The following is a 17,577-nucleotide window of genomic DNA, read 5'->3' as shown; positions in this document are numbered from 1 at the left end:
TTGTCATACGTGCGCATATCGGTTTTCGTGTGGTGGTTCACGAGCCCGCGCATACGCGGTGACCCAGAATTTATTAGCACAAGATCCGGGATGTAATTATGCACCCGCTGATGCGTAAGCGTCAAATAGGTCACACCTAGTCTAGGGCGACGGCTGAGGGCTAACTGAACCGGCTACGGCAGGTGTATTGGCCGATCTTGCCGCACTCGTATGAGTACAACAGGGTTAAAAATCCGTGAAGCGGGCATGGGCAGAACGTGCTAAGTTTTCGCGGTCATCCGGATGTGCGATGGCAATTAATTGTTGCGCGCGTTCTTTGAGCGTCTTTCCATGCAATTCCGCGATGCCATATTCGGTGACGACATATTGCACATGGTTCCGTGTGGTGGTTACTGCACAACCTGGCCGGAGATTTGTGACAATGCGCGGCTCTCCTGAAGTGGTCCGTGAAGGGAGGGCAATAATCGATTTTCCGTCCGCCGCAAGACTCGCTCCTCGAACAAAGTCCATTTGTCCGCCCACCCCGGACATAATATACGAACCAATGGACTCGGCGGCTACTTGTCCATTAATGTCGACTTCGATGGCAGAATTGATGGAAGTCATGCGCGGATTACGTCGGATGACGGCGGTGTTGTTAGTGTAGTCGACCGCTCGTAACGAGACCGCTGGGTTGTCATCGACGAATGGATACATGGCTGAACTTCCCATGGCAAACGTTGCAACAATTTGACCTGGATCCGTGTGCTTAAAGCGTCCAGTGATCACACCGCGTTCGGTGAGGATTCGTACACCGTCTGAAATCATTTCACTATGAATTCCGAGGTCTTGGTGACTGCCGAGTTGGTGCAATACCGCATCGGGAATTCGGCCAATACCGAGTTGCAGCGTGGCGCGATCCGGGATGAGGCTCGCCACGTATCGGCCGATGGTTTCAGACAGCGGATCTATCATCATAGAACCGGAGGCATTCAATGCCTCATCCCAAGGCACGCCATACGTAATCGCCCCTACAGGGATGAGGGCATCTCCAAGGACGCGTGGCACTTGCGGATTAATTTGCGCAATGATGATGTCGGCCGTGTGGATGGCGGTGAGAGTGGCTTCAATGGTGGGGCCCAGGCTGACAAAGCCGTGGGGGTCAGGTGGGCTCACATTAATGAACGCGACCTGGGGACGGAATTGGGGTTGTTGAAGAAACCACGGGACTTCGGATAGGAAAATGGGCACATAGTCCGCGATGCCGGTATTGACGGCTTCGCGGAGGTTCTGTCCAACGAACAGGGATACATCGCGCAGATGGGGGCGTAGGGGTGGTTGAATCCAAGGCGTCGGACCCTCTAAATGAAGGTGGGAAAGAATGACATCATCGATTTCGAGACTACGTTGAGCTAAGGCACTCAGTAGTCCGTGGGGGGTGGATGCCATTCCTTGGGTATAGATTCGCATATGAGACTCAACTGTCTGAAGCGCGCGCTCTATGCTGACGATTTTCATGAGGTACCCTCCGGATCGTTTGAACTGTGGTCAGTATGGCGTTTGCGGCTTCTCAACCATAGGGTCAAAAGGGCCTATCCAACGAGAACCATCGGCGCTATCTTGGCGCCGGGTTCTAGCAATCGCTGTCCAACTGATGAGATGACCAAACGCCCGCCTCAATTGGGCCGATGGACCATATACGCCCATTATTTCACTAACCATACTTCATTATAGCGACAAGATGCGGTTCTAAGGACGTCTGTGGCGCATTGCTCAATCCCGTTGAGGGCCAACTCTGAGGACATTGTCGCCGCAATAGCCGCTTGGCGGCTGACGGGACCAATAGCATCGTGGCAGGTCCGCGTTACTTATCGTCAAGAGGTCATTTCGGACCGATTCCGCTTTTGATGGACCTGCGAGGGACTTCAATAAGACTCTTTCCCAGTCTTCTACGACGGGACGGTGGATCGTGATGCTGTGGGAGGTACCGAGGATGAGTGTCTGCGTGCTGTGGCCGTTGCATGATTTCGATTTTGACTCTTCATTCTGCATAAGGCGGCAGAGCTTGAGGGCGATAGCGAGCAGTGCAAGGCGGGTATGATGGAGAGCTTTCGTAGGCCACGCATGGACACGAGGGGATTTTTGGGGAGCGGGTCCCTTTAAAGATCCTCCGTAACCAGTAAAATTTTCCCCGATTTTTCATCGTCAAGATGGGGAATGCACATTGGAGAGGAGTCAGAAAAGTGCGCTATGCAGTGATCGGTGGGGGCATATCGGGACTGACGCTATGCTATGAATTGGAAAGCCTTGCCTGGGGAGGGTCATCCACAATAGACCTTTTTGAAGCGCAGTCGACGGTGGGTGGGGTAATTTCCACCAAGCGATGGAAGCATCTTATCCTCGAAATGGGCCCGGATAGTCTGGTGGATAAGCCGCGGGGAGTGGTGGACCTGTGTCACCGTGTGGGATTGGGTGATCAGTTGATTTCTTTACGCCCGACCGCAAAACCGCCTCTTTGGCTGAAGGCTGATGGATGGCATGACTTTCCTAGCGTCGAGGCTCGATCCTATACTTTGCGGTCAGGATTAGACCAATTACCCAAGGCGTTGCAGAATAGTTTGCAGCGTACGAAGATCTTGACCAACACGTCGGTACAGCAGTTGACGCAATCTGGGCGAGAATGGTGGGTGAACAGTGCAAGTGGCAGGGAAGGTCCCTATGATGCGGTCATCTTGGCGATTCCGGCAGCCAGCATGCCTACACTTGTATCAGACATTGATGGCGGCCTCTTGACATGGGTTGACTCGGTCCAATATCAACATCGTGCGGTGATTGGAAGCGTGTATGCTCGGAAGGGTTTTTCGGGGCACTCGCTATGGGATCATACGGGATTTGTGGTGTCTAAAGAGGCTGGGCTAGATCTTAGCGCCTGTACTTGGCTCAATACGAAGTGGAATTATAAAGAGGATAATACGGACTACCTGGTCAGTCGTACTTTTTGGGGGCCCCCCGGCCCGGATCCCAGTGGATGGAGCGACCAGGAGCTGATCGATCGTCAAGAAGCGGTTTTGGCCCGTCTTGTCGGCGCTCATGAACCTCCCCTATGGACACATGTGATGCGGCACCAAACGGCGTTGCCGTCTGTTCCAGAACACCTGGTAATCCCACGATGGCCGATGACTGAGAATCAACCCTACATAGGGATTATTGGACCGTATATTGGAGGCCCTGGACTATCGGATTGTGTACGTGTGGCATGGGAAGAGGCCGAGCACCTGGCGGCCTGGGTAGGGCGAAAAACTCATCTGCAGGGATGGGTGGTTGGGAATTAGTTGAGGTCATGGTATAGGACCGCTCATCGTTGAGACATCATCCGATAAGCGGTCCTATGGTATATCCCGGAACGTGAGGCTATTGCATGGGAACTTGGGGAAGCACCCGGTGGGCGAGTCTTTCCAGGATGTCCGGGAAGTGAGGTCCGGTGGCGGTAATGCCATGGTTGCGTAGCCCGATGATGGTACGTTCTGGATGCGGATCTTGGTCAAGTAATTGAGACATTGATTCGCCCATTTCCACCGTTCCGCACGGATAATTGATGGTGGTGCTGGGGATGCCTTCAACCCAAGCATGGATATGGATAATCGCCCCGATTTCTGGGTGACGGCGATAGATGCCCCAATGCTCTACCGCATCCACAGAAACTCGGAGGGGAACGGCATGGGGTGCGACCGATATGCGCATGGCATTTTCGGCAGCGTCATAGCCCTTGACTAAGAGAATATCCTGGCTTACGGTGCCGATTTTTCCCTTATCAACCCCGCTCGCCGACATCCAAAATTGTTCGCCTTCGTGACGGGCACTGAGATTTCCATAACTCAGTCCTCCAATGCCGAATACGTGTCTGAGGTGGCGCAAATCCGCTGCGGGCAGGATATCAGCGACCGGATACGGGGTCGGGAATAACTTCCAGGAGTCTAGAATTCGGCTGGCTTCTCGCATGTCCTGGGTGGTGGTGGTTCCACGCCATAGGTATTCAGGCAGGTCTTGGTCGAAAATGTTATCAATCACCAGGTGAGAGGTCGCTAACGGCGCAATACGTTCGTAGAGCTCTTCTCGCCAATCGTTCGAGGATAACGCAGGATGCACGGCGTAATGTCCGAGTTCAGGGGTGACCAGAAAGGTTGCCTCACGCGGTGACCACCCGCTCAGAACAAGATTGGAAAGCGAGCGGACGAGGAGGGGATAATGACTTTGAAGAGGCTCGGTGATGGGATGATCCCAAGGGATCACCCCGACGACAAAGGTCGCTTGAGACTTTCGTCGAAAGGGTCGGGGTTTGTCGGGGACGATTAGGTGAAAGACTAAACCGGCGTTTTCGACATCGGGTATTTCTTGGTGCCCATGAGCCTTCATCACATCGCGTAGAGCTTTTTGGGTTTGTACAAACCAGGGGGATGGATGCTCCCCATTAAAGGCGAATAACATAAAAGGGCCTCCTCTGAAAAGTAGTAGTCAAGGGTTGCTAGATAGATTTCCAGGCACTAAAGGGTTGATGACACGATTGGCAGTAGTAGCTGGCACGGCACAGTTGCCCTCCAAATAGGCTCTCGCGATGCGTATCTCGGGATCCACAGAAGGGGCAGGTGTCCGTCTCGCCCGGAGGCGCAATGCCAAAGGCGCGAAGTTGTTCGCGCCCGGTACGCGAAATATCGTCGGTCGTCCAAGGGCGGCCTAAATCATACTCCACAAAGGACGTCATCGGATATAAGGCTTGGCGGACGCGCTGACCAATCCAATCAAGGGCAGGGCATCCAATAAATGTCGGGCGTAGAACCACATGAGCCGCATCGGCCGTCACCGTGATGGACACGACCAATCCTAAATCGACGATGCTGACGCAGGGGACCTCTGGATCATGGACGGTCGCCAGTCGCTTCCACAATGCGTGTTGGTTCATGAAAGTCTCTCCTCTACCATTCGGACGTGGGGGCCATACGGCGAACTTCGCGCGTTTCTTGAACAATCGGTTCCAGATATTGCAGACGCTCGGTGGGCCGTTCGCGAATTTCTGGGTCATTGACGGGCCAAGAAATACCCCAAAGGGTAAATTGATGAAGAATACGACTTTCGAATTCGCGCTTCATGTGTTCTGCACTCAGGCCTGGCTGGGTCCATGGTGAGCTACTGGGCTCGGCGAAATGGCGATGAAAGAGCGAATCGACATAGCGCCAATCACGCACCACGGCAGCGTGTAAATATCCGGCACTCACCGATCCGCCCTCGGCCAGGATACGCATCAGAGTCTCACTGTGGGTAATGTGGTAGGCTTCTTCTCGTTCAATTTTTTGTAAGGCATACTCCAATGGGGGGTAGGGTATGGCTGCGAGCGCGGTACGTCGGATGCTGTCAAAGGTTTCGTAGAGATAACGTCTGACTACCCATTCTGCCCAATCCTGTTGGGGGAGGATGGTAAGGGTGGCACATAACCATTCGTCCGGATCGCGAAAATATACCTCGATGTCTCCACAGGGCTGCCCCAAATCCTCAGCAATTTCATAAAATAGCGCCGCGTGCCCTATTTCATCTTGACTAATCGAGCTGATGGCGAGATCCTCTTCGAGATCGGGACCTAATGCAAGCCATTCGCCGCCACGATGTCCCATCATCCATTCATCATCTGCCACTGACAGCAGTAGTCGACTGAGCGATCGACTCTGTTTTTCCGTAAGTAGGATCACGATTGATGACCTCCTGTCGATTCAACGTCTCGTGCCACGTCGTCGATAGTTTGCGGACGGGCCTTAAAGGCTTTCCAATGCGGGCCATTATCATAGCCACTGGGGAGTCGGTAGGTTCTTTCCTCCGGATTGGTGGGCAGTGCCATGGAGAAACTACGCGCATGGGTAATGGCGGCGAATGGGACAACCCAGATGTCATAGGCGGATTCGCGTCGAAAGAAGGTTTCTCGAGCGAATTGCAATGCCAGTTCGGCAGATGCGGCTCGCACACTGCCCACATGGGTGGCAAAACTCAGGGCATGACTTTGAGCGAATACCTCATAGACAGGTGCATCGGCCATGAGGCTCATAAGCTCACACCCTCGCTGAAGAATGGATACGAGGGTTGACTGGAGTTTAAGGCCGCCTGACGAGCCCAACGTAGTCCTTCGTGAGCCTGTCGACGCAATGATAGCCGCTCTTGGGACATGGGTCCCGTGTTGTCATGCACGATCTGGTTAAACCATGCCCAATCGGGGTCAGTATACGACCAGAGGTCGTGCTCGGAATCATAGTGGAGTGAAGGATCTGGAAGGGTTGCGCCGAGTGCACGGATCCGTGGTACATAACGTGCAATAAATTTTTGTCTCAGTTGTTCATTTGTTAAAGAGCGAATTCGGAAATCCAGCATTCGGCGGGAGGATGGACCCATCTCCCGGGGACCGAAAAAAAACATCATGGCGGGCCACCACCGGTTAATGGCATCTTGTAAGAGGCGCTGTTGCAAGTCGGTTCCTTCAGCTAGAGCGAGGACAACGGATTCTCCGTATTGCATATGAAAGCTCTCTTCGGCCACGATTCGTTTTAGCATGCGCGCGTAAGGGGCATAAGAACTTTTCAGTAACATCGCCTGGGTAATAATGGCCCCTCCATCGACGAGAAATCCGATCACCCCTGCATCCGCCCACGTGGGAGCTCTTAAATGAAAAACATTATGGAACTTTACTTGCCCGTTGAGGACGTCGTTGAGAAGATCTTCACGCCCACGTCCATAGGGGCGGCTGAGGTCTTCGGCGAGCCTTAGGAGCATTTGACCGTGTCCAATTTCATCTTGAATTTTCGCGTTAAGGGCAAGCTTGCGACGAATGGTAGGAGCCTTCGTGACCCACTCTCTTTCCGGATAGGCTCCCATGATCTCACTCACGGCATGCATGTGAATTTGTTTAATGAGTAGTCTCCGATATTCATCAGGCATCCAATCGGTGGCTTCAATTTTATCGCCTGCGTGGATTCGTTCGGTAAATATCTCCTCAATTGATGTCAACATCGCTTCCTCCTAACTAGCGCTTGCTTGTTATGCGGGCCTTCTAACGCTCTACCAGGCAAGAAGGTCATCGGGTTTTAACTAGAGACAAGGTCTATTTTGGAGGTCTCCCTTTTTTGAATTTCTCAAATGAAAGTATCCAAGATACGACTCAAATGGAGGACCTCAGGATGATGTAAAGAGCCGTATTGGTTAACCACATGGCTGAGACGTATGCGCCAGTATTCGACGGGAGATGTTTGGTCAGGGATAAGCTTTGCACTCCTTTTAGTGTCAATATGGCATAAGCTCTATTGTTTAATGTATAAATGTTGAACTGACGTAGTAAGGGACTATTGGACCCATTCTATGGGTCGGATGGACTAAATTCGCAAAATCTCCTCAAAGAATCTGTTTAAAGGGTCAAAGGTCGCATAAGAAAGGGTCCGTATGCCCATTTTGGTACTGTGTCGAAGTCGGATAATGAGCTTAACAGGAAAGTCGGGAGGGCATTCAGATGACGTACACATCAAGGGACTGGTGGGGTTTGATTCGCTCCGTTCTTATTAGCGAGTGGGGATTTGACGAGGAGTTTTTAACGGAAAAAACACCGTTGTTTCGTGAAGAGGTCTCAAATTGGATGGAATGGGTGGACCTGTTGCAAGAGGTGATTGATCGAGCGGAGGTGCGTTGGCCCACGGGGATTGTCGTGGACTCGTTGGTGACCGGAGAGGATCTAGCTCGCCTGTTGACACGGCTCTATCCGACCCGTAATGGTATGCACTCCAAAGGGGCCTAATCGTTTTGTCAGACATAGCTGAGGGGGGACGAATCGTTACTCGTCAGAGTTATGGTGCGAATGCTACTTTAACGGTGGCGGTCTGACGATCTCGAAAGAGGGCAATGGCTTCTCGGTATTGGTCTAGCGGAATCGTATGGGTTACCAGAAGCTCGAGAGGTGCTGTTGTTTCAGTAAGAAGATGCAATGTGTCTCGGAACGCTTTAGAACTCGAACCGTGGTGGGAATATCCGAATGAACCATAAAGTGTGAGGCGCCGACTCCAAATAGGGGTCATCTCGACAGACATGCGTCCAGCGCCGCCAAGTAAAAGAATTTGTCCCCCCGGTCGCGTGAGCGAAAGGGCCTGATAGAGGGAATGTTGCGTGCCCGCAGTGTCGATGATGAGATCGAATCCTTCAGGACGATACGGCTGAGACGAAAAACGGCTTGGCAGGACAGGACCGGCTAGAGGAGTTAAGGCGTCATCGGCGACAAATGCGCGGTCATCACCTGAGGAGTACACCTCGGTGGCGCCCAGCTCGGTGGCCAGTCGTGCTTGATAGGGGTGTCGTGCCCGGACCGCAATGAAGTTGTGAGGCGCTTTAGTAGTGCAGAGCCATGTTGCAAGAAGCCCAATAGTCCCTGCGCCAATGATCAAGATGGTGGAAATCTGATTCCAATTGACACGTGCCAGCCCATGCCAGACAATGCTCGCCGGTTCAGCCAACACGGCGCGGCGAAGACTCAGTTGTGGCGGGATAGGGATGACTTGACTGCTCGGCGCCCACATGCGCGTGGACCAGCCGCCAGGGAGATGGCGATTATAACCCAGTAATAGGCCGGGGCCAAATCCTGGGTCTTGGCGATTAGCACACTCGTCGGGTTCGCCACGTTGGCACGCCACGCAGAGAGGTAGATTTCGAGCAGAACAAGCTAGCGTCGGGTCAATGACAACCGGGGTGCCGCGCGGCCACGGGGCACGGTCGGTATCTATGGTGCCGACGACTTCGTGACCCAGTACTGCAGGCAATGAGACTAAGGGAGAAAGGTATGGCGAGCTTTGTCCTCGTAAGAGATTGATATCCGATCCACAAATCCCGGACAGGCTAGGGCGGACAGGAATCCATTGCGGTTCGTGGATCGCATCAAGGGAGAGCGAAAGGTCTCGAAGTTGGAGGGCTCCTTGGCTCCACTTTAATGCACTTTTAGGTCGCGCCTTTTGAAGCGCGAGTCGACCGAGACTGAGGTGGTACTGAAGGGCGTGATAGGTGGTGTCTGACATAGTGGTTTTCCTTTCTCGGAGGCGAGTCCAGACGTCGAGGGACTCAACTAATTTTGTGGCGCGCCAGCCACCACCGAAACTGACTGACCGGCGTCCTTGTGGCTTTATCTACCGACGAAGGAGCTCCCGCGGCTGTACAATATACTGACGGCACTGGCGTCTCACCTCTTCCTTTTTATCACGAGGGTACGCATAGATATTCAAGATATTTCTGCAATCACATTCGCCCCTACCTCATCCTCCGCCATGGGCGTTCGCCAATCGGCCCCGATAACCGCTTAGGGACATAAATCGACATGGGCTACCCTGGGTCCGCTTCGTAGGGTATTGCTCGGGATCCAATCCGTTTTGTGCGAGTGTGCGTTAAGTATTGAACTTTCAGGAGGGGAGCCAACAGGGCCGAGCGGCCCTGTTTGATAGTGCCAAATGGCCCTCACCTCGTCCCCCGGATAGCACCTGGATTCAGCAGGGTGGGGGCGTCTCACCCTGCGCGTGAGATGGCGGGAGACGCAGGGGAATGCTATTGAGCACCTGGAGCCATCGACAGCACGGAGACGGTTTTAGAGAGGCCGAGTCGTGTCGCACCGGCTTCAATCATGTGGAGCGCATCTTGATAGGTGCCGATACCTCCCGAAGCCTTGACGCCAACATTTGGGCCGACGGCATCACGCATAATCTTCACAGCGTCGACGGTAGCGCCAGAAAATCCGAATCCGGTAGATGTTTTTACGGTATGGGCTCCCGAGCGAACCGCTAATTGTGCCGCCTCATAAATTTGCTCGGCGCTGAGACGTGCAGTCTCTAAGATGACCTTGACGGGCACAGGGTGCGCGGCCTTGACGACGGCTTCAATATCGTCGGACACGAGCTGAAGGTTGCCCGACAAAAATGCCCCCAAATTATAGACCATGTCGATTTCATCGGCACCATACCGAATAGCCGCGATCGTCTCAGCGACTTTTGCTTCAGTCAGCACCTGACCCAGCGGGAATCCGACCGTAGCCGCGATGCGAAGCGACCTGTGACTACCGCGGTATTTGGCGGCAATCGGCACGCAGCCGCTATTGACGCACACGGCAAAGGTATTCCAGGTCTTCGCTTCGTCGACCAGCCGTTCTACATCCTTTTCGGTTGCGTCTGGTACAAGTAGGGTATGGTCCATAAATTGTGCTAATTCGTTGGCAGTCAAGGAAAGTCCCCCTTGCGTTGGGTGTTCTTGTTGGTCCGATTATAGCGCTTTTTTCGGTGCGCCTCACCCCAATCGATCAATGGATCTGCAGCATTGAAAGACGGTGGAGTATTCTCGGGGTTCGGGGGAGAAGTGCTGGGGGTGAGATACTAAAGGGGGATTGATTTGTCGATGCGGGCACCAATGGGAGAAGGGGCTTGTCAGTTGGCGGACTAGCGTTGGGGTGTAGCCGAGGAAGTACTGGAGAGAAAGGGTGGTTTTTGTCGTGAGGGGGTGAAGTTACGCATCGCCCATTCTCATCGCATGGATATGGCATGGTAAAATAGTGGGCATTAGACGCTTTGTCGAGGAGGTATCGTGGATGAGTCACCTATCTGTACCGGAACGACTGCTCTTAGGACCGGGTCCCTCTCCGGTGGCTGATCGTGTTCGTGCGGCGATGGCTTTACCCTTATTGGGGCATATGGATCCGCAATTTTTGGCTATTATGGATGCGCTCCAGGACCAGCTTCGTTTAGTGTTTGGAACAGATAATGAGCTGACTGTACCAGTGTCGGGTACAGGTAGCGCCGGAATGGAAATGAGTCTTGCGAACTTTGTAGAAGCGGGTGACCCGGTGCTAGTCGTTGAGGCAGGGATCTTTGGACAGCGTCTCGCTGATGCTGCAGAGCGTCTGGGAGCGGTTGTCCACCGGATTGAAGTCCCGTTTGGCGAGATATGTTCTTTAGAGAGTGTGGAGTCGGTACTGGACCAACATCCCGGAATTCGGATGGTCATTGTGGTGAAAGCAGAGACCAGCACGGGTGTTTTACAGCCTCTCGACGGATGGGCCAATCTCATTCACGCTCGGGGGGCTCTTTTATTGGTGGATGCGGTGACGGCACTGGGGGGAATACCGGTGGAGGTTGACCGAATGGGATTTGACATAGTGTTTTCTGGCAGTCAGAAGTGTTTAGCGGCGCCCCCAGGACTCGCGCCACTCACCGTCGGTCCCCGAGCGCTTCAGGTCTTGGAGAACCGCACGACACCTATTCCCAGTTGGTACTTTGATCTAAGAGCGATTCGTCAATACCTAGGGAAAAGTCGCGCCTATCACCATACGGCACCCGTCAGCATGATATATGCCTTGCATGAAGCACTTAATATGATTTCTGATGAGGGTCTCGATCATACCTACGCGCGTCATCGCCGTGTAGCGGAAAGCTTATGGGCGGGACTAGAGGCGATGGACTTGCGGCTCGTGGTGCCACGCGCACATCGCTTGTCGACAGTAGCGATTGTGGAAATTCCCCAAAATGTGGACGATGTGCGGGTGCGACAACGTCTTCTAGATCAATATCATATCGAAATTGCTGGGGGGCTAGGGCCTTGGGCGGGTAAAATTTGGCGAATTGGAGTCATGGGTCAGGGGGCACACATTTCGCGTATGATGGAGCTATTGGTTGCGCTTCGGGAAATTTTACAGGACGAGGGGTGCTCACGTCCGTCGGGATTGTCGGCATTGGAACACACATACCTCACAGTAGGGCAGGGATAGAGTTTATGGCGCGTTGGCTAGTAATTCTTGCAGGAGGACGGGGCGAACGTTTTTGGCCGTTGTCTCGGATCATGCATCCTAAGCAATTCCTCACCTTAATTGGTGAGAAGAGTATGTTAGAAACAACCCGAGATCGTGTATTGTCACTGATTGATGATGAGCATACCTACATCGTGACGGGTGTGGATTATGTAGAAAAAGTGGCCAATAATTTGCCATCTGTGCCACTGGACCACATTTTGGGAGAGCCACAAGGCTGTAATACGGCTCCATCGATTGCTTGGGCGGCTCAGTCCATCTACCAGACCGATCCGGATGCGGTTATCCTGGTGTTGCCGTCAGATCATGTCATCCAAAATGAGGCGCGCTTTTTAAGCTTGGCAGATAAGGCGCTTGGGCTAGCCGAAACGCACGGGGGATTTTACACGTTTGGTATTGTACCAACACATCCCGAAACCGGATATGGCTATATCGAACGTGACGGAGATGCATTTGGGGATTCCGCCGTGGTGATGGTCAAGCGATTTGTAGAAAAGCCGCCGCGGGCGATGGCGGAGGAAATGGTGCAGAGCGGTCACTTTTTTTGGAATTCCGGAATGTTTGCATTTCAGGTCAAAGAGTTTTTGGATGCCGTACACGAATTTCTTCCGACTTTATGGGAGGGCGTTCGAGCACTAGTCGAGAGCCCTTCACAGATCTCAGCCATCTTTGCAGAATTGCCATCCATTTCGGTGGACCATGGGATTATGGAACAAGCACATCCAGTCTACGTATTGCCTGCGAATATTGGCTGGGATGATGTCGGCACCTTTGCGGCCTTGTCCAGGCTATTGCCTCGTGATGATGAGCAAAACGCGGCGCGAGGGCATGCCGTGTTTCTGGAGTCTGAAAATGTGACGGCGATCAGTGATGGGCCGGTGGTATCGTTCATTGGCGTCAAAGATCTGTTTGTTGTGGCCACACATGATGCGGTGTTGATCTTATCGCCCGACCGCAGTCAAGATGTGCGGATGGTGGTGCAAGCCCTCAAAGAAGGCGGACATCACGACCATCTTTTATAAAATGAAATTTTATTAATAGGAGGCAGTTCATGAACGGCGTACACAAGGCGGTAATTCCTGCTGCGGGACTGGGAACCCGATTTTTGCCAGCGACCAAGGCGCAGCCGAAAGAAATGATACCTATCATTGACACCCCAACCATCCAGTTAGTGGTGGAAGAAGCAGTGGCCTCGGGGATCGATGACTTCCTGGTGGTCATTGGGCGAGATAAAGGGTCAATTGAGGATCATTTTGATCGCGCCCCGGAGCTTGAGGATTTTCTGCGCGATCGAGGTAAAGAGGATTTGCTTACCATTGTGCAACAGGTTAGTGCATTAGCGGACTTGCATTTTATCCGACAGAAGGTGCCGATGGGTTTAGGACACGCGGTATTAGCGGCTCGACGACATGTCGGGCAGGAGCCATTTGCGGTATTGTTGGGTGACGATGTGATGGTGGGGGATCCACCGATTTTAAAGCAATTGATGAACCACTGGGAGCCTGGAACATCGGTGGTGGCTGTTCAACCGGTGACCCAACAAGAGGCCAGCCGCTACGGCATTGTCTTCGGCAATGAAAATTCTGATGGGACCTTGCACGTCAGTCATTTGGTGGAGAAGCCCCGCCCGCAAGATGCTCCAGAACAGCCCCTGGCGGTCATGGGACGATACATTTTAGATCCCGCCGTTTTTCATTTGTTGTCAGACCTGCCGCAAGGCGCGGGAGGCGAAATCCAATTAACCGATGCGTTGGACTTGCTGGCGCGAGAACACCGACTGATTGCCGTTCCCTACAACGGCAAGCGATATGATGTGGGCGAAAAGCTAGGATTTGTCAAAGCGACCATTGAAGCCGCGCTAGCACGCGAAGATTTGCGCGACGATATTCTACCGTATTTGCGGCAACTGATAGCCGAGTGTGAATCGGTACATCGATAACTTCAATATTGTGCGTGCAGGCGGAGTAATTTCTTGGCGCTGCGAGGGCATTTCCTGGTCTCGTGGCGGAATGGCGTTCGCCTTACGGTGGAATTTTGCACCTGGTGTCGATAACCTATCGCCAATCGCATACACAATCCGCTATGTTGTCCCCAACCCCACTTGGTAAATTAAGGATACTATGTATCGGGTCCAGGGGGATAACAATGGCGGGCGAGGTCACGACGATGAAGGACGAACTGTGGTCGCATCGAGGAGCAGGCATGGCTCTTTGGAAAGAATGGCTATTTGCAGGGGCGGCCGGATTGCTGCTCGGCCAAGCCATGATTTACCGTGAGGCCGCTCCATTTGTAATGGTTTTTTCTTTAATCGTGTGGCAGAAAAAGCGCAGGTGGTATGCACCCTTCATGTTGGGCGGGATTTTAGGGACGGCGTTCGGCGCGGGATGGGTGTTTGCCCTAGTAGAGTTTGGCTGGGCTCTCACCGTCCCCTTGCCGTGGTCGCGTCCAGGATGGGAATTTTTGAAGTGGCCCTTATTAGCGGTAGGAGCTGGGGCCATTTGTGCCACGGAGCAACCATTAACCCCATATTCCTTAACGGTGATAGCCGGGATTGCTGTCGGCGCAATCGCCTTATTTTACCTTCTTTCTCGAGAATTGAATCGCATTACCGCCGGCATGGTGGATCAAGGAACGCTGGTTCTGGGCCTAGCGACTTTAGGATGTCTGATCGCGGGACTTGCCGGCTATCAACTGTTTCATGTGAGCCCGAGCCTGTGGTTCGGCGCGGTCATCATGTTGGCTGCAGCAGTTTTGGAAGGGCCCTCGGGAGGAGCGGTTGCTGGCGCAACGCTAGGATTAACCCTCGCCTTGCGCGGGCACGGGAACGACTTAGTCGGGATTTTGGTTGCGGGTGGGTTTTTGTCCGGGTGGGGAGCGACCAAGCATTGGCGCTTGGCCTCCCTGGGACTTGTGGTGGGCGTACTCATTTATTCGGTCTTTATCGCGACGCCGAATGCTCTCGAACAGTTCTGGGTATCCATAGCGCTTGCCGCGGCACTTTTCCAAGCATTGCCAGACCATTGGGTGAGAATGGGCCGAGAAGCGATAGAAGCGTTTACCGGCCCGAACGCGCAAGAGACTCTGAGTCACCGCATGACCCGCATTGCGACGGTGATGCAGGAGATGGCCAGAGCGTTTCGCGTTGAAGATGACCTCGCGACTCCTGAAACACACGTGGTCCAACACGTGGTCGAGAGCGTATGTAAAAAGTGCTCGTTATATCGGTCGTGTTGGGAGGATGAATTTTATCGCTCCTATCGGGGATTGGTCGATTTAAGTGCCAAGGCCGAACAGGGCGTGGTCAGCGCAGATGACTTGGTTGGACCTTTGAGAAATCGTTGTATTCGTCCTGATAGCTTAGCGAATGCCGCCAATGCGGCGATGAATCGTGAGCGGGAACGCGCCAGTTTTGCTCTACGGATTAAGGAGAGTCGGGCATTAGCAGAGTCGCAACTTACGGGTCTGGCTCAACTGGTGGTTGAAATGGCTGAGGACGTTCGGAACACTCGACCAGAGCGACTGGGGTGGAAAGCGGATAAGCTTCACTATGAGGTTGCGGTCGCCAAACGGCCACGGCAAGGAGGAGTGGTCTCGGGCGACAGTGAATTGATCCGGGAACTCTCTACGGAACGGGTGGTATTCGGCATTTCCGATGGCATGGGAGTGGGCCCGCGCGCTGCCTGGGAAAGCGGCACCGCGATGTCCTTGCTGGAACAGTTGCTAATGGCGGGGTTCAGCCAAACCCTAGCGGTTAAAGCCGTCAACACAACACTTTTGCTGCGTTCGGTGGATGATCATTTTGCTACGCTCGATTTGTTACTTCTCGACCGAGCGTCGCGCAAGATGGAAATTGTTAAGGTAGCGGCCTCTCCGACCTATATCAAGCGGGGAGAGCACGTTTTTACGATAGAAAGTCATAGCCTTCCTGTGGGCATTATACAGGAAGTCCGCATTGAGCCGACTACCTACACGGTGGAGCCGGGAGATGTGTTGGTGATGGTCACTGATGGAGTGTTGGACCTCGACCAGCGACGGGGAGAGGAGCGGCTGAAGGAGTTTCTCAGTCAACTGCCCCTAGGCACACCGCAACTCATGGCCGAAACGATTCTAAGCTTTATGTTGGGAGACAGTGCCGATGGGCGTGACGATGCTTTAGTCATGGTGGTGACCATTGGCTCGCAGACCGCGCGCCGTCAAGATAAGGGTTCGGACACCCGAGTAAAGGAGTGGCAACGTGTCACGCCGATCTCCCTTCGTGCCCGCACCGGAACGCATCGCGCGTGAAATCACGTCGTGAATCCGCTACACTGAGGCTATGACGAAGAATGGGGTCGAGAAAGAGGTTTTCCGTGAAGCCCAAAGATTGTGGCAGCCTTCAGCCTCGCTGATTGTTGCGGTAAGTGGGGGCGCAGATTCGATGGCACTCTATGCTTTATTACGAGCAATTAATGACGATTGGCCGGTGCGGCTGTACCCCGTACATATTGACCATCAATTACGAGAGAACTCTTCTCAAGAAGCTCAGTGGCTTACGCGCTATTTTGCCGAGAAGTTTCAAACGGCGTTGCGCGTTTGTGCGATTACTGTGCTCCCGCGAGCAGGCGAGAGCCTCGAAATGGCTGCGAGACGGCAGAGGTATGATGCTCTATACAGCGTCTTTCGCGAATTGTCGATGGATGGATATATTGTGACCGCACATCAAAAAGATGACCAAGCGGAAACGGTGCTGATGCGATTTCTACAAGGCACCGGCATTGAGGGGCTTCAAGGAATGAAATCGCGTCGCAATCGGATTGTGCGGCCGCTCTTAAATGTGACCCGCGCCGATTTAGAGCAGTATCTGCGCGAACATCACCTGGTATGGCTAAATGACCCCAGTAATCACGATCTTGCGTTCCTCCGTAATCGCTTACGGCACCAGGTCATGCCGTATCTTCAAGACGCAGTAAATCCACAACTGCGCGATGCGTTAGCGGGATTAGCCACGCGGGTAAAGGATTATGAGAGAGCATGGGACTATCTTATGCAACATTGGTCTGGGAGGCATGCCGTCCAGGAGACAAAGGATCGCTTGACACTCGACGCTCCCTGGCGCGAGTGGCCTCCCGCAGTATCCATCGCCTATTTGCGGGCCTTTGCACAACATCATGAAATTCGAGTGAGCGCCAAACACTTGACCAGCGCGTTAACTGGGGACGTCAATTGGCCTCGAGGCTGGCGAGTCAAGCATGATGAGCGTGGTGTCCTGGAGGTGTTTCAGGAGCAAGAAGTGGGGGGATCCCCCCTGCCAATTAATGTGTCCCAAGAGGGTCGATTTATCTGGGGAAAATGGACCATCGAGGTGCGTCGCACGGTATTTGCTCCGCCTATGGCGGGAATAGTGATTAATGCTGCACGCTACCGTGATCTCTGGATACGCTCATGGCAGGTCGGCGACCGAATGCGTCCTCTCGGGTTAAGGGGGCATTCCCAGAAAGTCCAAGATATCTTTGTGAATCACAAAGTACCTCGTGATCAACGTAGACGGTGGCCGCTCCTCTTGGCCAGTGGTAATGGGCCAATACTGGCTGTGCTCGGGCTTCGTATCGCAGAAGATGCACGGGCGCAAAGAGGGGATCCGGTGTTTCACATTACGGTGGAACCAAATCCCGGAAATTCAATGGGGTGAACGGTCCTGAAAAATTGACCTATGGTATACTATAGACCTAAATAGGGAACGTCGGTGAAAAGAGCGTTTCAAGAATTTGTGT

At 53.4% G+C, this 17,577-nt stretch carries 15 protein-coding genes; 7 read left to right on the top strand and 8 right to left on the bottom strand.

The window, feature by feature from the left end; translation table 11 throughout:
• Nucleotides 1-225: 225 nt before the first annotated feature.
• Nucleotides 226-1,497 carry an acetyl-CoA hydrolase/transferase family protein gene (locus tag ACOJWD_RS02690; RefSeq protein WP_486991681.1) on the bottom strand — a complete coding sequence of 424 codons (1,272 nt, stop codon included), beginning with the start codon at nucleotides 1,495-1,497 and terminating at the stop codon, nucleotides 226-228.
• 725 nt (nucleotides 1,498-2,222) lie between these two features.
• On the opposite strand from ACOJWD_RS02690, the gene ACOJWD_RS02685 reads away from it, so the two are divergent.
• The gene (locus ACOJWD_RS02685; RefSeq protein WP_486991680.1) at nucleotides 2,223-3,311 is read left to right on the top strand and encodes a protoporphyrinogen/coproporphyrinogen oxidase; all 1,089 of its coding nucleotides are present in this window, start codon (nucleotides 2,223-2,225) and stop codon (nucleotides 3,309-3,311) included.
• Between the two features lie 79 nt (nucleotides 3,312-3,390).
• Here the strand turns inward: ACOJWD_RS02685 and ACOJWD_RS02680 are convergent, their stop codons facing one another.
• The 5 genes from ACOJWD_RS02680 to paaA are packed head-to-tail and all read right to left on the bottom strand — an operon-like array spanning nucleotide 3,391 to nucleotide 7,023.
• Nucleotides 3,391-4,464: a class II aldolase/adducin family protein gene (locus ACOJWD_RS02680; RefSeq protein ID WP_486991679.1), complete on the bottom strand. Its 1,074-nt coding sequence runs from the start codon at nucleotides 4,462-4,464 to the stop codon at nucleotides 3,391-3,393.
• Between the two features lie 37 nt (nucleotides 4,465-4,501).
• The gene (paaD, locus tag ACOJWD_RS02675; protein WP_486991678.1) at nucleotides 4,502-4,936 is read right to left on the bottom strand and encodes a 1,2-phenylacetyl-CoA epoxidase subunit PaaD; all 435 of its coding nucleotides are present in this window, start codon (nucleotides 4,934-4,936) and stop codon (nucleotides 4,502-4,504) included.
• Between the two features lie 13 nt (nucleotides 4,937-4,949).
• Nucleotides 4,950-5,717, bottom strand: a complete 768-nt coding sequence (gene paaC / locus ACOJWD_RS02670) for a 1,2-phenylacetyl-CoA epoxidase subunit PaaC (protein ID WP_486991677.1) — start codon at nucleotides 5,715-5,717, stop codon at nucleotides 4,950-4,952.
• Nucleotides 5,714-6,067 carry a phenylacetic acid degradation protein gene (locus ACOJWD_RS02665; RefSeq protein WP_486991676.1) on the bottom strand — a complete coding sequence of 118 codons (354 nt, stop codon included), beginning with the start codon at nucleotides 6,065-6,067 and terminating at the stop codon, nucleotides 5,714-5,716. Before ACOJWD_RS02665 ends, paaC begins: the two co-directional genes overlap by 4 nt.
• Entirely contained in the window at nucleotides 6,064-7,023 is a 960-nt protein-coding gene (paaA, locus tag ACOJWD_RS02660) for a 1,2-phenylacetyl-CoA epoxidase subunit PaaA (RefSeq protein WP_486991675.1), read from the bottom strand. The genes ACOJWD_RS02665 and paaA overlap by 4 nt, the downstream gene beginning before the upstream one ends.
• Before the next feature lie 493 nt (nucleotides 7,024-7,516).
• Here paaA and ACOJWD_RS02655 point away from each other — a divergent pair, with 493 nt between their 5' ends.
• A complete protein-coding gene (locus tag ACOJWD_RS02655; protein ID WP_486991674.1) occupies nucleotides 7,517-7,798 on the top strand; it encodes a hypothetical protein in 282 nt (93 codons plus the stop codon).
• A 49-nt stretch (nucleotides 7,799-7,847) separates the two neighbouring features.
• Here ACOJWD_RS02655 and ACOJWD_RS02650 read toward each other — a convergent pair whose 3' ends face one another.
• Together ACOJWD_RS02650 and deoC are read right to left on the bottom strand one after the other, a co-directional pair.
• Entirely contained in the window at nucleotides 7,848-9,062 is a 1,215-nt protein-coding gene (locus ACOJWD_RS02650) for a zinc-dependent alcohol dehydrogenase (RefSeq protein WP_486991673.1), read from the bottom strand.
• 520 nt (nucleotides 9,063-9,582) lie between these two features.
• On the bottom strand, nucleotides 9,583-10,251 hold the full coding sequence (gene deoC / locus ACOJWD_RS02645; RefSeq protein ID WP_486991672.1) for a deoxyribose-phosphate aldolase: 669 nt from the start codon (nucleotides 10,249-10,251) through the stop codon (nucleotides 9,583-9,585).
• 361 nt (nucleotides 10,252-10,612) lie between these two features.
• Here deoC and ACOJWD_RS02640 point away from each other — a divergent pair, with 361 nt between their 5' ends.
• From ACOJWD_RS02640 to tilS, 5 genes are all read left to right on the top strand, one after another.
• Complete coding sequence (locus ACOJWD_RS02640) at nucleotides 10,613-11,788, top strand: pyridoxal-phosphate-dependent aminotransferase family protein (protein ID WP_486991671.1); 1,176 nt, start codon at nucleotides 10,613-10,615, stop codon at nucleotides 11,786-11,788.
• A gap of 5 nt (nucleotides 11,789-11,793) precedes the next feature.
• Complete coding sequence (locus tag ACOJWD_RS02635; protein WP_486991670.1) at nucleotides 11,794-12,849, top strand: mannose-1-phosphate guanylyltransferase; 1,056 nt, start codon at nucleotides 11,794-11,796, stop codon at nucleotides 12,847-12,849.
• 29 nt (nucleotides 12,850-12,878) lie between these two features.
• A complete protein-coding gene (gene galU, locus ACOJWD_RS02630; protein WP_486991669.1) occupies nucleotides 12,879-13,766 on the top strand; it encodes a UTP--glucose-1-phosphate uridylyltransferase GalU in 888 nt (295 codons plus the stop codon).
• A gap of 206 nt (nucleotides 13,767-13,972) precedes the next feature.
• Nucleotides 13,973-16,111, top strand: a complete 2,139-nt coding sequence (locus tag ACOJWD_RS02625) for a SpoIIE family protein phosphatase (protein WP_486991668.1) — start codon at nucleotides 13,973-13,975, stop codon at nucleotides 16,109-16,111.
• Nucleotides 16,112-16,142: 31 nt separating this feature from the next.
• Nucleotides 16,143-17,495 (top strand): tRNA lysidine(34) synthetase TilS, encoded by a 1,353-nt coding sequence (gene tilS, locus ACOJWD_RS02620; protein ID WP_486991667.1) that lies wholly within the window; start codon nucleotides 16,143-16,145, stop codon nucleotides 17,493-17,495.
• Nucleotides 17,496-17,577 lie beyond the last annotated feature (82 nt).

This window comes from Sulfobacillus sp. TH-112 (assembly GCF_057473405.1).
The sequence above is the reverse complement of the archived record's forward strand: the minus strand, read 5'-3'. Positions and strand labels throughout refer to the sequence as shown.